Annotated in this window: 15 protein-coding genes and 1 pseudogene; 14 read left to right on the top strand and 2 right to left on the bottom strand. The window is 60.9% G+C overall.

Annotation, left to right across the window (positions count from 1 at the left end; all coding sequences use genetic code 11):
• Positions 1-45 precede the first annotated feature (45 nt).
• Both elbB and ACTV8E_RS01245 read left to right on the top strand, forming a co-directional pair.
• Positions 46-705, top strand: a complete 660-nt coding sequence (gene elbB / locus ACTV8E_RS01240; protein WP_443198209.1) for an isoprenoid biosynthesis glyoxalase ElbB — start codon at positions 46-48, stop codon at positions 703-705.
• Between the two features lie 147 nt (positions 706-852).
• Positions 853-1,323, top strand: a complete 471-nt coding sequence (locus tag ACTV8E_RS01245) for a thioesterase family protein (protein ID WP_251835620.1) — start codon at positions 853-855, stop codon at positions 1,321-1,323.
• Positions 1,324-1,834: 511 nt separating this feature from the next.
• Here the strand turns inward: ACTV8E_RS01245 and flgA are convergent.
• Positions 1,835-2,515 (bottom strand): flagellar basal body P-ring formation chaperone FlgA, encoded by a 681-nt coding sequence (gene flgA / locus ACTV8E_RS01250; protein WP_443198210.1) that lies wholly within the window; start codon positions 2,513-2,515, stop codon positions 1,835-1,837.
• A gap of 184 nt (positions 2,516-2,699) precedes the next feature.
• Between flgA and flgB the strand changes: the two genes are divergently transcribed.
• The 12 genes and pseudogenes from flgB to ACTV8E_RS01310 all read left to right on the top strand — a co-directional run bounded on the left by flgB (position 2,700) and on the right by ACTV8E_RS01310 (position 12,769).
• Positions 2,700-3,059 carry a flagellar basal body rod protein FlgB gene (gene flgB, locus ACTV8E_RS01255; protein WP_443198211.1) on the top strand — a complete coding sequence of 120 codons (360 nt, stop codon included), beginning with the start codon at positions 2,700-2,702 and terminating at the stop codon, positions 3,057-3,059.
• Between the two features lie 2 nt (positions 3,060-3,061).
• Positions 3,062-3,490 (top strand): flagellar basal body rod protein FlgC, encoded by a 429-nt coding sequence (flgC, locus tag ACTV8E_RS01260; protein ID WP_251835623.1) that lies wholly within the window; start codon positions 3,062-3,064, stop codon positions 3,488-3,490.
• The gene (locus tag ACTV8E_RS01265) at positions 3,490-4,155 is read left to right on the top strand and encodes a flagellar hook capping FlgD N-terminal domain-containing protein (RefSeq protein WP_251835624.1); all 666 of its coding nucleotides are present in this window, start codon (positions 3,490-3,492) and stop codon (positions 4,153-4,155) included. Before flgC ends, ACTV8E_RS01265 begins: the two co-directional genes overlap by 1 nt.
• A gap of 29 nt (positions 4,156-4,184) precedes the next feature.
• Positions 4,185-5,372 (top strand): flagellar hook protein FlgE, encoded by a 1,188-nt coding sequence (gene flgE / locus ACTV8E_RS01270; protein WP_443198212.1) that lies wholly within the window; start codon positions 4,185-4,187, stop codon positions 5,370-5,372.
• Between the two features lie 13 nt (positions 5,373-5,385).
• Positions 5,386-6,114, top strand: coding sequence for a flagellar basal body rod protein FlgF (locus tag ACTV8E_RS01275; RefSeq protein WP_443198213.1), 729 nt, complete (start codon positions 5,386-5,388; stop codon positions 6,112-6,114).
• Between the two features lie 208 nt (positions 6,115-6,322).
• Positions 6,323-7,105, top strand: a complete 783-nt coding sequence (gene flgG / locus ACTV8E_RS01280) for a flagellar basal-body rod protein FlgG (RefSeq protein WP_251835627.1) — start codon at positions 6,323-6,325, stop codon at positions 7,103-7,105.
• An 8-nt stretch (positions 7,106-7,113) separates the two neighbouring features.
• Complete coding sequence (gene flgH / locus ACTV8E_RS01285) at positions 7,114-7,773, top strand: flagellar basal body L-ring protein FlgH (RefSeq protein WP_443198325.1); 660 nt, start codon at positions 7,114-7,116, stop codon at positions 7,771-7,773.
• 12 nt (positions 7,774-7,785) lie between these two features.
• The gene (locus ACTV8E_RS01290; RefSeq protein WP_273538326.1) at positions 7,786-8,877 is read left to right on the top strand and encodes a flagellar basal body P-ring protein FlgI; all 1,092 of its coding nucleotides are present in this window, start codon (positions 7,786-7,788) and stop codon (positions 8,875-8,877) included.
• A gap of 2 nt (positions 8,878-8,879) precedes the next feature.
• Positions 8,880-9,230, top strand: a pseudogene (locus ACTV8E_RS01295) (rod-binding protein); the annotation flags it as partial.
• 146 nt (positions 9,231-9,376) lie between these two features.
• Complete coding sequence (flgK, locus tag ACTV8E_RS01300; protein ID WP_443198214.1) at positions 9,377-10,750, top strand: flagellar hook-associated protein FlgK; 1,374 nt, start codon at positions 9,377-9,379, stop codon at positions 10,748-10,750.
• Between the two features lie 53 nt (positions 10,751-10,803).
• Positions 10,804-11,706: a flagellar hook-associated protein FlgL gene (flgL, locus tag ACTV8E_RS01305; RefSeq protein WP_251835630.1), complete on the top strand. Its 903-nt coding sequence runs from the start codon at positions 10,804-10,806 to the stop codon at positions 11,704-11,706.
• 16 nt (positions 11,707-11,722) lie between these two features.
• A complete protein-coding gene (locus tag ACTV8E_RS01310; protein ID WP_443198215.1) occupies positions 11,723-12,769 on the top strand; it encodes a hypothetical protein in 1,047 nt (348 codons plus the stop codon).
• Positions 12,770-12,813: 44 nt separating this feature from the next.
• Here the strand turns inward: ACTV8E_RS01310 and aguA are convergent, their stop codons facing one another.
• On the bottom strand, positions 12,814-13,920 hold the full coding sequence (gene aguA / locus ACTV8E_RS01315; protein ID WP_443198216.1) for an agmatine deiminase: 1,107 nt from the start codon (positions 13,918-13,920) through the stop codon (positions 12,814-12,816).
• Between the last annotated feature and the right edge of the window lie 98 nt (positions 13,921-14,018).

Here is a 14,018-nt window from a genome sequence, read left to right on the forward strand (position 1 = left end):
AGGTAGCATGTCCAAGGCCCTTACTCTTTCCTGGAGAACGAAAACATGCACAAGAAAGTCGCTGTGATTCTGTCTGGCTGCGGTGTTTATGACGGCGCCGAGATCCATGAAAGCGTACTCACCCTGCTGCGCCTTGATCAGCGTGGCGCCCAGGTACAGTGCTTCGCACCGAATATTGCGCAGTTGCATGTCGTCGATCACCTCAGCGGCGACGAAATGTCCGAAAGCCGCAATGTCCTGGTGGAATCCGCACGCATTGCTCGCGGCAATATCAAAGACCTGCGCGAAGCCAAGATTGATGACTTCGATGCCCTGATCGTGCCGGGCGGCTTCGGCGCGGCGAAGAACCTTAGCGATTTTGCCGTCAGCGGTGCGCAGTGCACGGTGAATCCTGAGGTGCTGAGAGTTGCCCAGGGCTTCGCCAGCGCAGGCAAGCCGGTGGGACTGATCTGCATCGCTCCGGCCATGGCGGCAAAGATCTATGGCGCTGGGGTGGTCTGCACCATTGGTACCGATGCGGATACAGCAGCCGCGCTGGGCCAGATGGGCGCCGAGCACCAGGATTGTACGGTCGACGACATCATCGTCGACGAGCAACGCAAGCTGGTCACCACACCGGCCTACATGTTGGCCGAATCGATTAGCCAGGCTGCGTCCGGTATCAACAAGCTGGTGGATCGGGTCCTGGAGCTCAGCGAAGGGTGATGGTGAACGCTGCGTCTGAAGAGCGACAGCTCTTGCGAGGGCCGTCAGCTGCAGGCCATTCCGGACAAACTGCCGGCTTGCTCTGCCGCGCCTCTTTTCAGTCGCGAGCCGTTAGGTGAACGTGGCGGCCTACTGTCGGAGCCGCCCATGATCAGTCCATCCTGTGAACTCACACCCGAACTGCGCGAGGCCATCGGCCATTTTTTCGCGCGCATTCCGTTCAATCAGGTCCTGGGCATCGAAATTGACGAGTTGTCGTCAGCGCGGGTGACCATGCACCTGCCGATGCGCCCCGAGCTGATTGGTAATTTCGTGCAGGGCATCCTGCACGGCGGGGTGATCGCCACCCTACTGGACGTGGCCGGCGGTGCCATGGCGTTGATCGGTGCCTGCGAGCGCCACGCCGGCCTGCCGGCGCAAGAACGCATGGCGCGGCTGTCGCGCCTGGGCACCATCGACCTGCGTATCGATTACCTGCGCCCAGGCCGCGGTCAGCTTTTTACCGCTCATGCTGTGCCGCTGCGCGCGGGTAACAAGGTTGCGGTGGTACGCAGCGAGTTGCATAACGAAGACGGCGTGCTAGTGGCGGTGGGTACTGGCACCTATTTGTGCGGGTAGGATGCTATTTGGCCCCGCACAAACGTAGGGCGGCCTCGCCCGTTGCTGGATATTGGGGAAAGAAACACGGAGATCACCGGGCAGCCCGCATTCGCGGCGAGGGCGCGACTCCCACACCGAAAAGCCGTGCCCGGCACAGGTTCCGGTAGGGGCGAATTCATTCGCCTGGCATCGAGCGTTCCGGCACCTGCGGGGATGCGACGAACTACGCGGCTGATGCCTTTGTGCATGTCGCAGCGGATGCGTGGGCTGAAGGTCATGCGCCAGGCGAATGAATTCGCCCTAAAATCGCGTCATGCAGCGCCGAGTGGACGGCGCGGCGCAGGCGTTGCGCCCGCCCTTGGGCTAGCAACGTTTAACGCAGACACAGCCGAACCGAACACGGGACGCTCCGCGTCCCTTCTGAGGCGCACAGCGCCTCGGGCTGCATTCCCACGCGGAGCGTGGGAATGATCGACCTGGCCTTCTGGATTCCCGCCTTCGCGGAAGTAACGACTTATACAGCGCTTCCTTAGCGGAACGTGCTGGTCACTACGCCTTCGCCCGTCACTTGCGTCTCGATAATTTTTTCGCTGCTCTGATTACGCACCCTGATGAGGTCACCGGCGCTGCCGTTGCTCAAGGCCTCGCCTTGCGTCGCGGCTTCGATGACGTCATGGGTGGCGACAATGGTCACCATCTGGCCACGCCGCACCAGCAAGGGCGCGCCGAGCAACCGCGGGCTGAGTACCTGGCCGGTGCGAATACGCCGCTTGGCGCTGAGGCCTTCGATGTCGGCAACTCGTCCATAGAACCCTTGGCGATTCTTGCTGACGCTTTGCCGGCGGGCGAGTACATCGTCGGCGCTGAGCGACTGGTCGCGTTCCAGAGTATGCCGGGCGACCAGCAGCCGTACGCTGACGTCGGCCTGGCTGGTCACGTTCACGCTCCAGGCGGGCGTGGCGCACTCGATTCGGTAGCGTTGCCGACTGAGGAGCGCCGGGCGGGGTGACAGGTTATTGACCTGTAAGTCCTGCGTACAGACCGGCAATTTTTGCGTGCTGCTGGGCAGTGTGTTGTCCAGATGCAGGCGTGGCTGCTGCCAGCCATGCTGGCGAGTCTCGTGATGCAGGAGCGGCTGTAAATGAGTGCGCAGCGCCCGATCGATCTGTTCGCTGACGCCGCCAGCCTGGCTTTGCGAAGCAAGCAACATGACCAGGCAGGCGGAAGCAACACTTCCGCTGCGGCGTCCTTTTGCCGTCAAAGACGGAAATCCGCGTCTCCGACGATCGTCTGTAACGCTGATAAAACCTAACAAAATCAATTACCTGCTAAATGATAGCGGAATGGCATGAAAGCTGCTGTCCACTCCCCAGTGACGGTTTTTTGGGGGAAGCATGAGTATACGGATTGATGACGTGGTTGGGCTGCATGCCCATGCGCTCGAAGTGCGCATGCAGCGCAGCGAAATTATTGCCGCCAACCTGGCCAACGTAGACACCCCGGGCTTTCAAGCCCGCGATATTGACTTCGCCCGGGAAATGAGCCGCCTGGAAAGCAGTGCCGAACTGTTTCAGTCCAGCCTCGCTTCGCCGTTGCAATACCGGGTGCCGTTCCAGGCGTCTCTGGATGGCAATACCGTGGAGCTGGGTGTCGAACAGGCCGAGTTCTCGCGTAACGCCATGGACTTCCAGACCAGCCTGACCTTCCTGACCATGAAATTTCGCGGCCTCAAGCAGGCCATTGAAGGACGTTGACGATGGCCTTTGAATCCATTTACCGCATCGCCGGCTCAGCGATGAATGCCCAGACGGTACGCCTGAACACCGTGGCCAGTAATCTGGCGAACATCGATTCGGCGGCCACCTCCGCCGAGGATGTCTATCAGGCGCGCCGGCCACTGTTCGCCGCCGTGTACAACAACGATGAGCTGACGCGAGGCGTCGGCATGGGCGGTGCCCATGTACAGGTGCTCGATGTGGTCGCCGACCAGCGTGAGGCAGTGAAGCGTTACGAGCCCGGCAACCCCTTGGCGGGCGCCGATGGCTATGTGTTTTACCCGGCGGTCAATCAGATCGAGGAAATGACCGACATGATGTCGGCGACCCGCAGCTTCGAGACCAGCGTCGAAGTCCTCAATCGCCTCAAAAGCATGCAGCAGGGTCTGCTGCGTCTCGGAGAAGCCTGATGAGCGTTGATTCGATCAACTATTCGCGCAGTAGCGCGCTGACCAATGAAAACGCGCTGCCCAGTGCAGCAGTGGACCTCAGCGAATTGGGCGTGATGGAGAACAACTTCATCTCTCTGATGGTTGCGCAGATCCAGAACCAGGATCCGACCAACCCGGTGGACAGCAGCCAGTTCCTGCAGCAGTACGCCAGCATGTCGCAGGTCAAGAGCATGGAGAATATGGCCACCCTGCAGCAGAGCAGCCTGGTGCTGGCCGACAACCTGCAGACCCTGACTGCTGCGGGACTGGTAGGCCAGGAAGTGTCGGTGAACGTAGAGAGCCTCGAGCTGAATGATCAGCCGGTCAACGGTCAGTTCACTCTGGATAACTACTCGGGCAAGACCAGCCTGCTGCTGACCGACTCCAATGGCACTGAAACCGTCATTCAGCTGGGTGAGCAGGCTGCCGGCAAGGTCGCCTACACCGTCGATCCTGTGGCGCTGGGCCTCAAGCCCGGCCAATACAGCATTCAGGCATTCAACGCCGACGATCAGCGCCTGACCGTCGAGGTCAACGGCCTGGTCAAGGACGTGCGGGTCAGCAATACCGGGCCGGTCCTCAATATCGCCGGCGCCGGTAGCGTGCCGTTCTACAACATCGTCGAGTTCGGCCAGCGCAGCTGAGCCTGATCCTATTCCGAGGAAAGATCGTCATGAGCTTCAACATTGCCCTGACCGGCCTCAACGCCGTCACTGAACAGCTGAACACCGTCAGTAACAACATCGCCAACACCGGCACCACCGGCTTCAAATCCTCGCGTACCGAGTTCGGCAGCGTCTACGCCGACACCCAAGCGATGGGTGTGGAAGTGCTTGGCAACACCCAGAGCATCAGCCTCGGCGGCGCGCTGGTGAACACCGGCCGTACCCTGGACATGGCCATCTCCGGTGGCGGCTTCTTCGTGGTCAAGGGCACCAGTGGCGAGACTCAGTACACCCGTGCCGGGGTATTCGGCACTGATGCGGCCAATTACATCGTCAATGCCGCCGGGCAAAAGCTGCAGGGCTACCCCACCGACGCTGACGGCAACCTGCTGACCGGCAGCTTGGGCGATCTGCGCATCAAGGCCTCGACGCTGCCGGCCCAGGCGACCGGTGATCTGGAGTTTGTTGCCAACCTGGATGCCAATCAAACTGCACCGGTCCCTGCTTTCACCCCGACGGATGTGACCAGCTACAACTCCACCTACACCACCAAGGTGTATGACTCCCTAGGCAAGGAGCACACCCTCACTCAGTACTTCGTGACCGATGGGGCCAATAACTGGACGGCGCATTATTACCTTGATGGCGCAGCAATGACTCCGCCTTCAGCGCCAGTGACATTCGATACCAATGGGGCGATGACGTCCCCCGCGGCTGTAACTCTTGGCGGGATTACTCCGCCCGGCGCCGCTGCCCTGAGCATCACCATCGACTACACCGGCACCACCCAATACGGCAGCGACTTCGGCGTGTCCACCAACCTTGCTTCCGGTTACACCTCCGGTGAACAGACCGGTATCGGTATCGACAGCAAGGGCAACGTGTTCGTCAACTACAGCAACGGTCAGAGTCAGCAGCAGGGCCAGGTGGTGCTGGCCAGCTTTATCAACGCCGAAGGGCTGAAGAACGTCAGCGGCACCTCCTGGGTGGAAACCATCGACTCCGGCGCCGCGCTGATCGGCACTGCGGGCGTCGCCCAGTTCGGCAAGATCAACGCCGGGACCCTGGAAAACTCCAACGTCGACCTGACCGAGGAACTGGTGACCTTGATGCAGGGCCAGCGCAACTACCAGGCCAACACCAAGGTGATCTCCACCCAGAAGGATCTCGACCAGATCCTGTTCAGCGCGATGTAAGGCGGAATCATCCATGGATCGTTTGGGTTATACCGCGATGACAGCGGCCAACCGCAGCATGCAGGCACTGCAGATTCACGCCAACAACCTGGCGAACGTGAACACCGCCGGCTTTCGCGCCGACATGGAACGTGCAGCCGCCGTCGAGGTGGAAGGCTACGGTTACGACAGCCGTCATATGGCGCGGGTGGAGAACAACGGCGTCGACCTTACTCCGGGGCCGGTGAATTTCACCGGCCGGGCGCTGGACGTGGCGATCAAGGGCCAAGGCCTGCTGACCGTGCAAAATGGCGCCGGCGCCGAGGCTTACACCCGCAACGGCAGCTTGCAGGTAGACGCCGAAGGGCAACTGACTGTCGGTGGTCGCCTGCTGCTGGGTGAGGATGGCCCGCTGGTGCTGCCGGAGTACGATCAGCTGCATATCGGCACAGACGGCACGGTGTCGGTGGTGCCGCGTGGCGATTTCCTGATGGTCGAGGTGGGCCGTATCCGCCTGGTCGACAGTCAGGGCGCAGACCTGATCAAGAATGCCCAAGGGCTACTGATCCCGCGCGACAACCAGCCCTTGGCAGCCAACGAAGACATCACGCTGGCCAGCGGTTACCTGGAATCGAGCAACGTCTCGTCCATCGACCAGTTGGTATCGACCATGAGCCTGAGCCGCCTGTTCGAAACCCAGGTGAAGATGATGAAAGCCGCCGAAAACCTGTCCGAGGCAGGCAATCGGCTGATTCGCGGCTAAGCAAAACGAAGCCGTTGCGTTGCAAGGGCGCGCTAAGTGTGTGGGGCCGATTTCATATCGGCAGCGGTGTTCGGGTGGTGATCGGGTCCTTTTGAGACTTCGCAGCCGAAGTAAATTCGGCCCCACCCCAAGAGCACTGCGCCGAAGCAATCACTAATTATCCGCCCCTGGCATTGCCAGGGGCAGGCACTGAAAAGGGGATTAACCGATGAGTTCGGCACTTTGGGTCAGCAAGACCGGTCTGGTCGCCCAGGATATGGCAATGACCACCGTGGCCAACAACCTGGCCAACGTGAATACCGTCGGCTTCAAGAGCGACCGCGCAGTATTCGAGGACCTGTTTTACGCCATCGAGGTGCAGCCCGGCGCCCAGGCCGACCAGGTCAACACCGTGCCGTCCGGCCTGCAGATGGGCAATGGCGTGCGCGTGGTCGGTACCCAGAAGGTCTTTACCGAAGGCAACATCCAGACCACTGGCCAGCCGATGGACCTGGCGATCATCGGCCAGGGCTTCTTTCGTGTGCAAGGCCCCAATGGCGAGGACTATTACACCGAGAACGGCCAGTTCCAGCTTAATGCCGAAGGCATGATGGTCAATTCCCAGGGGCTGCCGCTGGCCGATGAGATTCTCGTGCCGGAAGGCAGCAGCGGTTTCACTGTGGGCAGCGACGGCACCGTGACCGTGGTCAATGCCCAAGGGGTGACCGAGGACCTGGGTCAGATCCAGTTGGTCAATTTCCTCAACCCGGCTGGTCTGGAAGCCCTGGGCGGCAACCTGTACCGCGAAACCGTGGCCAGTGGCGAACCGGTTGAGGGTACTGCGGGTGAGGATGGCCTTGGTCAGCTCAAGCAGCGCGTGCTGGAAGGTTCCAACGTGCAGGTGGTCGAGGCCATGGTGCAGATGATCGCCATCCAGCGCGCCTACGAGGCCAACGCCAAGGTGCTCGACGCCAGCTCCGGCATGCAGCAATTCCTCAACCAGACCGTTTGATGACCATGATGCGCACGCTTTGTCTGTGGGTTGCTGTGCTAATGCTCGGTGGGTGCGCCAGCTTCCACGAGTTGCGCGAAGACGCCGATACCACCGATTATGCTCCGCCGGAACTGGACTACGAGCAGTCGACGACGGTGGCGGGAGGGTTGTACCGGGGCTTTGGCAGCTCGTTGATCAACGACAACCGCGCTTTCCGGGTTGGCGACATCCTCACCGTGGTGCTCAACGAATCGACCCAATCGAGCAAGAGCGCCGGTACCAGCTTCGGCAAGGAGTCCTCCATCGGTATCGGCGTGCCCAATGTCTTCGGTCGCGAGTACGACCGCCTCGGGGCGTCCGCCGATGCCCAGCGCGACTTCTCCGGTTCGGCGAAAAGCTCGCAGCAGAACACCCTGCTCGGCTCCATCGCCGTCACCGTGCACAAGGTGCTGCCCAGTGGCGTGCTGCTGGTGCGCGGCGAGAAGTCGTTGCGCCTCAACCAGGGGGATGAATTCATCCGCCTGAGCGGTCTGGTACGTCCCGACGATATCAACCGCTTCAACCAGGTGTCCTCGCAGAGCATCGCCGATGCGCGGATCTCTTATGCCGGGCGCGGCGTGCTCAACGACAGCAACTCGGCCGGCTGGCTGACGCGCTTCTTTACCAGCCCCTGGTTCCCCTTCTAAGCGGATACTGACATGCGCAAGCTTCTCCCCCTTCTGTTGTTGCTGGCCCTGCCCTGCGCCCGGGCCGTGCCGCTGATGGACCTGGTGGATGTCGAAGGCATCCGCGACAACCAATTGATCGGCTATGGCCTGGTGGTCGGCCTGGATGGCTCGGGTGACAAGAACCAGGTACGTTTCACCAACCAGGCGATGGCCAACCTGGTCAAGCAATTCGGCGTCAACCTGCCGGCCAACGTCGATCCCAAACTGAAGAACGTCGCCTCGGTGACGGTCACCGCCAGCGTGCCACCTTCCTACAGCCCAGGGCAGAGCATTGACGTCACGGTGTCGTCCTTGGGCGATGCCAAGAGTTTGCGCGGCGGCCAGCTGCTGCTCACCCCACTGCATGGCGTGGACGGCGAAATCTATGCCCTGGCCCAAGGCAGCCTAGTGGTCGGCGGCCTGAAGGCTGAAGGCAGCAGCGGCTCCAGCGTGTCGATCAACAGTGCGACCACGGGCCGGATCGCCAACGGCGCCACCGTTGAGCGCATGATCCCCAGCGATTTCGCCAAGCGCCCGGACATCATGCTCAATTTGCGCAACCCCAGCTTCCAGACCGTCACCCGTGTGGTGGATGCGATCAATGAGCGCATCGGTCCCGGCACGGCGACGGCGCTGAACGCCACCAAGGTGTCAGTGCGAGCGCCGGTCACCAGCACCCAGCGCATGAGTTTCATGGCCATGCTGGAAATGGTGGAGGTGCGCGAGGGCCGCGAGCGACCCAAGGTGGTGTTCAACAGCCGCACCGGCACCGTGGTGATTGGCGAGGGCGTACGCGTCAAGGCTGCGGCCGTGTCCCACGGCAACCTGACCGTGACCATCAGCGAAAACCCGCAGGTCAGCCAGCCCGCGCCGTTCAGCCAGGGCCAGACGGCTGTAGTGCCCCGTTCGGAGCTGGAAGTCACCCAGGACCGCAATGCCATGTTCCGCTGGCCGGAAGGCGCCAATCTGGAAAGCATTATCAATACCGTGAACAGCCTGGGCGCCACGCCGGATGACGTAATGAGCATTCTCCAGGCCCTGGAGCGCGCTGGCGCCCTCAACGCCGAACTGATTGTGATCTGACCATGAGTATTCTCAACCTTCCGAATACGCTGCAGTCCTGGCGCAACGCCCCGGAGCACACCGGCATCTCGCGCAACGACCAGTTGCAGGCCGCCGCCGAGCAGTTCGAAGCGATGTTCCTGCAACAGATCCTCAAACAGATGCGCAAGGCCAGCGATGTGCTGTCCGAAGGCAGCTCGATGCGCAGTCGCGAGCTGGACACCATGCGCGACTTTTACGACGAAGTGCTCGCCGAAAAACTGGCCGGCCAGCGCAACACCGGCATCGCCGATATGCTGGTCGAGCAGCTGGGCGGCGAGCCGGTGGCCGCGCTGCCCAGCCAGGCGTTGCAAGCGCCGCTGACCGGTAGCTGGGCGCAATCGCATGCGGCATTTAAGCCGGCAGGCGAAACGGTCGCCTTGAATCAGCAACTGGCGTCGAATACCTCCACGCCCCCTCATCAAGCGCTGTCGGCGGCTTTTGCCCAGCCGATTCGTCCTGACACCAAGGAGAATCGCTCGTGAGTCTTATGAGCCAGATTGGCATGAGCGGCGTACGCGCCTCGCAGACTGCCTTGACCACCACCAGCCAGAACGTCGCCAACGTCAATACCCCGGGCTTCAGCCGCCTGCGTACCGAGCAGATGTCGCTTTCCGGGCATACCACCTTGAGTGGCGGTCGTGGGGTAGAAATAACGACGATTCGGCGTATTGCCGACGATTACGTCAATCGTCAGCTGTGGCGTTCGACCAGCGAGCAGGGGATCAACTCAAGTCGTCAGCAGTATCTGGTTGCGCTGGAGCAGATGATGGCCAGCGAAGGCTCGAATATCAGCGGCGGCCTGGACGACCTTTATGCGGCGCTTAACGCCACGACTTCAACGCCTGATTCCATTGCCCTTCGTCAGCAGATACTCAATGAAGCTCGGGCTCTGACCCAACGCTTTAACGGCCTGAGTAACAATATCGAGCTGCAGCTGAAGGCCGTACGCGGCCAACGCGAGGCGATGGTCACCGAGTTAAATGGTCTGACCGGCAACATTGCCGAGTTGAACAAGCGCATTGGTTACGCCGATGCCACCAACGGTGACAGCAAGGCCCTACGCGATCAGCGCGACAGCCTGGTACAGAGCTTGGCCGAACTGGCCGATATCCGTGTGGGCGAAGCCGCTGATGGCAGTTTCAGTGTTTCCTTGGCTAACGGACAGCCGCTGGTGGCTGGAGCCACCGCTGCAACCGTCAGCCTAAGCGCCGGAGCCGATAACGAGCAGGATTTCAAGCTGTCCTTCGCCGGCACCGAGTTTCCCATGGCTCGCGATGGCTGGGGCGGCAAGCTGGGTGGGTTGCACGACGCTGAATACAATTCACTGCGCTCTATTCAGGGCAGCATCAACCAGATGGCCGGTGAACTGGCGACTCAGTTCAACACTGTCCTGGCCAGCGGTACGGATCTGGATGGTAATCCCGGCAAGCCGCTGTTCGTGTATGACCCCACCAGCATTTCGCAGGTGCTGACGGTCGCCAGCCTGTCTCCCAGGGAGCTGGCCTTCTCCACTTCCGGCGCCAACGCCGCGCAGGGTAACAACGAGACGTTGCTGGAGCTGATCCAGCTTAAAAACGCCACTGTGACCGTTGATGGCAACACCAGCACTCTCAACGATGCCTATGCCTCTCTGCTGGGTAAAGTGGCCAGTCAGAGTCGCCAGGGTCAGGCGGACCTGGAAACCGCCACGTCGGTGCTGGCTCAGGTCCAGGCCCAGCGCGACAGTATCAGCGCGGTGAGCCTCGATGAGGAAGGTGTGAATTTGATGAATTTCCAGCAGGCCTATCAGGCCAACCTGAAAGTCATCAGCACCGCCCGCGACCTGTTCGACAGCATGCTGGCCGTATTCTGACGACTGCGCGCCGGCGTGCTGCCGGCCCCGACGATTTAACGAAGGATAGCGATATGCGCATCACCAACGCCCAGATCAACGCCATCATGCATGGCTCGCTGAGCAACAACGCAGCGAAAACCGGCAAGCTGATGCAGCAGATGGCCACAGGCGACCGTATCATCCTGCCATCGGATGACCCGATTTCCAGCGTGCGGTTGCTGCGCATCGCCCGGGAAGAGTCCAGTCTGGCCCAATACCAGACCAATATTGCCAACCTGTCCGGGCGCCTGTCGGCGGCCGAGACCAACCTCACTGCGGCATCCGACACCATACTTAGCGTGCGCGACTTGTTGCTCTGGGCAGCCAACGGCACTAATGACCAGGCTGCACTGGAGAGCATGGCCGGCGAGCTGGAAAGCTTGGAAGAAACCATTTACAGCTATTTCAACTCGCGCGACGAGGAAGGGCGCTTTTTGTTTTCCGGCACCGCCACCAACCAGGAGGCTGTGAAGTTCGATGGCACCGTTTATACGTTGGGCGGCAACAACGACACCCGCAAGGTCGCCGTGGCCAATGGCGTGCTGCTCGATGATAATGTCACCGCCGAAACGGTGTTGGGCACCAATGTGGATCTGCTCAACAAGCTGCACGAGGCCGTGGCTTCCATGAAGGATGCCACGCTCGATCCAGCGGTAGTTCGCACCAGCATTACCGACGCAATCGTGGCGCTGGATAGCAGCCATGATGCTCTACTGATGAATGTCACCGAACTCGGTGGCCGGCAAAACACGCTGACTCTGCTTGCCAACAGCCAGGCGGATATTTCCCTGGTCAATGAGAAAATCGAAGGTGAATTGTCGCGCTTCGATTATTCTCTCGGTTCGCTAGAGCTGGCCAATTACCAGATGGCCATACAGGCCACGCAAAAAACCTATGCCAAGCTCACTGGAATGTCGCTGTTCGACCTGCTTTAAGGAATAAGGGGACACTATGAAGGTTGTCGATAAACAACTGCCAGCCGTCACGCCGTTCGACCTGGATCGTCGCACGGCGGACCTCAAGGGTGTCCCCGTACAACGTCAGAGCCGCGCGCAGCCTGTCCAGCGCGAAACTCGCACCAGCGAGCGGGCGCCACGCCAGAGCAGCACCTACAGCCTGCAACTCAACCAGCAGTTGTCTTCCATCCAGTCGGCCAACAGCTACCTGAATGAAGTGCAGAGCCGGCTCAGTCAGCTCAAGCTCAAGTTGAGCGCCGAGGTCAGCGCGGCCTCCAGCCAGTCAGTTAGCCGTCAGCAAGCGCGCGAAGCGCTGCAGAAGGTTAACGCAATCCTCGACCAGCGCAGCCGTAACACCGGCAATGTGCTCGATGCCAGTTTCCAGCTGAAACTGAATGAGCCGGTGCGCATTCGCTTCAGCCTGCAGGGGCTGGAAAACATCGAGCAGGTGCGCGCCTCGGGCCAGGAAACCCTAGTATTCAGCGCCGGGCGCCAGCTCAGCGAACCTTTGGCGGTGGTCCTCGATGACGGTATGAGCGTCGAGCAAACCTTGCGCCGTTTCAACTTGCCCCTCAACCAGGCGGGACTGCGCGCGGAAATCGATCCGGACGGCTCGCTGAAATTCTCCGCTCGTGAAAGCGACTGGACTGCGCTGCGCGACGAGCTGGCGGTGCAGGGTGAGGGCAAGCTGTTTGCCAAGGGCCACTATGCGCGAGTGGAAAGCGCCGAAGATGGTCTGCTCGGTCTGCCAAGCGAATCTGCCCTGGAGTCAGTGCGCGAAATGCGCCAGATCCTCGACAGCGTGGTCAGTGCCTTGGACCGGGTCACCCAACTGCGTGAACAGATCCGCGAGCGGGAGTCGGATATACGCCTATTTCTAGCCGAGCACCTGCAAGATGATGAGCGCCAGTGGGCGCAAACCTACGTCGAAGCACTGAACGAAGTCATGCATCGTGGGCCGGTCAATTATGTCAGCCAGGCCCAGGTCGTCGTCAGCCAAGCCAACCTGACCCGCTACAGCGTAGTCAGCCTGTTGTCCTGATCCTGCAGGCGCCATAGCCTGGCGCCCTCGCTCATGAATGCTCTCTACTGATTCTGCGGCGCCGGCTGCTGCTGGGTGATGCAATGGATATTGCCCCCGCCCAGCAGGATTTCCCGCCCAGGCACCATGACCACTCGGTGCTCAGGGAATAAGCGCTGCAGGATGGCTTCAGCTTGCGCATCCATTGGGTCATCAAAGCTTGGAGCGATGATCCCACCGTTGACGATCAGAAAGTTCACATAGGAACCGGCCAGGCGGATCGACGGGTCGCGCGGCTGGCTGCCCGTAACCGTCTGGACACCGGCGCATTCCTCTTCAGTGGCATAAATGGGGCCGGGGATCGGTATCTTGTGGATCGTCAGTGCACGTCCTTGCGCATCAAGCGTGTCGTTGAGTACATCCCAGGCGGTGCGACAGCGTGGATAGTTAGGATCCTGCGCATCGTCGGTCCAGGCCAGCAGCACCTCGCCGGGACCCACGAAGCAGCAAAAATTGTCGACGTGCCCATCGGTTTCGTCGTTGTACAGGCCTTCCGGCAACCAGATGATCTTGTCGACTGCCAGATGCTCGCTGAGCAGCGTCTCGATCTGAGTACGGTTCAGGTGAGGGTTGCGGTTCGGGTTGAGCAGGCATTCTTCGGTGGTGATCAGTGTGCCCTGACCATCAACGTGAATGGCGCCACCTTCCAGCACGAAGTCGGCGGTGCGGTAACGATCCTGGCGCTCAATCTGCAAAATCTTCTTGGCGACCTGTTGGTCGCGGTCCCAGGGTGCATACAGACCGCCGTTGAAGCCGCCCCAGGCGTTGAAATCCCAATGCACACCGCGCACGTCGCCTTGGGTATTGCATACGAACGTTGGCCCAGTATCGCGTACCCAGGCATCGTCACTGCTGAGTTCTACAACGCGGATGTTGGCATGCTCCAACTGCATACAGGCATTGGCGTACTGGCCGGCAGACACGCCCACACTGACCGGCTCGAATTCGGCGATGGCGCGTGCCACGGCTGCGAACGCGGCCTGTGCTGGCTGGCCTCCGAGGCGCCAATTGTCGGGGCGCTCGGGCCAGATCATCCACGTCTGGTGGTGTGCTTCCCATTCGGCGGGCATACGAAAGCCATCGGCGCGAGGGCTGGTGGTCAGAGTGATCATCGGTCTTCCTTCCGTAGGGTGGGTTAACCCACCGATGAGGTCTTTATTGCAGGCAGCAGACCATCCGGGGAGATACTCGGATGGGATCTCGCCGTCGG

The organism is Pseudomonas sp. B392_1p, from assembly GCF_052245235.1.
GTDB classification, from domain to species: domain Bacteria; phylum Pseudomonadota; class Gammaproteobacteria; order Pseudomonadales; family Pseudomonadaceae; genus Serpens; species Serpens gallinarum.

Excerpts from the sequence above, each read along its gene's own strand:
- elbB (WP_443198209.1), top strand. The coding sequence starts at position 46 with ATGCACAAGAAAGTCGCTGTGATTCTGTCTGGCTGCGGTGTTTATGAC.
- ACTV8E_RS01245 (WP_251835620.1), top strand. The coding sequence starts at position 853 with ATGATCAGTCCATCCTGTGAACTCACACCCGAACTGCGCGAGGCCATC.
- flgA (WP_443198210.1), bottom strand. The coding sequence starts at position 2,515 with ATGTTGCTTGCTTCGCAAAGCCAGGCTGGCGGCGTCAGCGAACAGATC.
- flgB (WP_443198211.1), top strand. The coding sequence starts at position 2,700 with ATGAGTATACGGATTGATGACGTGGTTGGGCTGCATGCCCATGCGCTC.
- flgC (WP_251835623.1), top strand. The coding sequence starts at position 3,062 with ATGGCCTTTGAATCCATTTACCGCATCGCCGGCTCAGCGATGAATGCC.
- ACTV8E_RS01265 (WP_251835624.1), top strand. The coding sequence starts at position 3,490 with ATGAGCGTTGATTCGATCAACTATTCGCGCAGTAGCGCGCTGACCAAT.
- flgE (WP_443198212.1), top strand. The coding sequence starts at position 4,185 with ATGAGCTTCAACATTGCCCTGACCGGCCTCAACGCCGTCACTGAACAG.
- ACTV8E_RS01275 (WP_443198213.1), top strand. The coding sequence starts at position 5,386 with ATGGATCGTTTGGGTTATACCGCGATGACAGCGGCCAACCGCAGCATG.
- flgG (WP_251835627.1), top strand. The coding sequence starts at position 6,323 with ATGAGTTCGGCACTTTGGGTCAGCAAGACCGGTCTGGTCGCCCAGGAT.
- flgH (WP_443198325.1), top strand. The coding sequence starts at position 7,114 with ATGCGCACGCTTTGTCTGTGGGTTGCTGTGCTAATGCTCGGTGGGTGC.
- ACTV8E_RS01290 (WP_273538326.1), top strand. The coding sequence starts at position 7,786 with ATGCGCAAGCTTCTCCCCCTTCTGTTGTTGCTGGCCCTGCCCTGCGCC.
- flgL (WP_251835630.1), top strand. The coding sequence starts at position 10,804 with ATGCGCATCACCAACGCCCAGATCAACGCCATCATGCATGGCTCGCTG.
- ACTV8E_RS01310 (WP_443198215.1), top strand. The coding sequence starts at position 11,723 with ATGAAGGTTGTCGATAAACAACTGCCAGCCGTCACGCCGTTCGACCTG.
- aguA (WP_443198216.1), bottom strand. The coding sequence starts at position 13,920 with ATGATCACTCTGACCACCAGCCCTCGCGCCGATGGCTTTCGTATGCCC.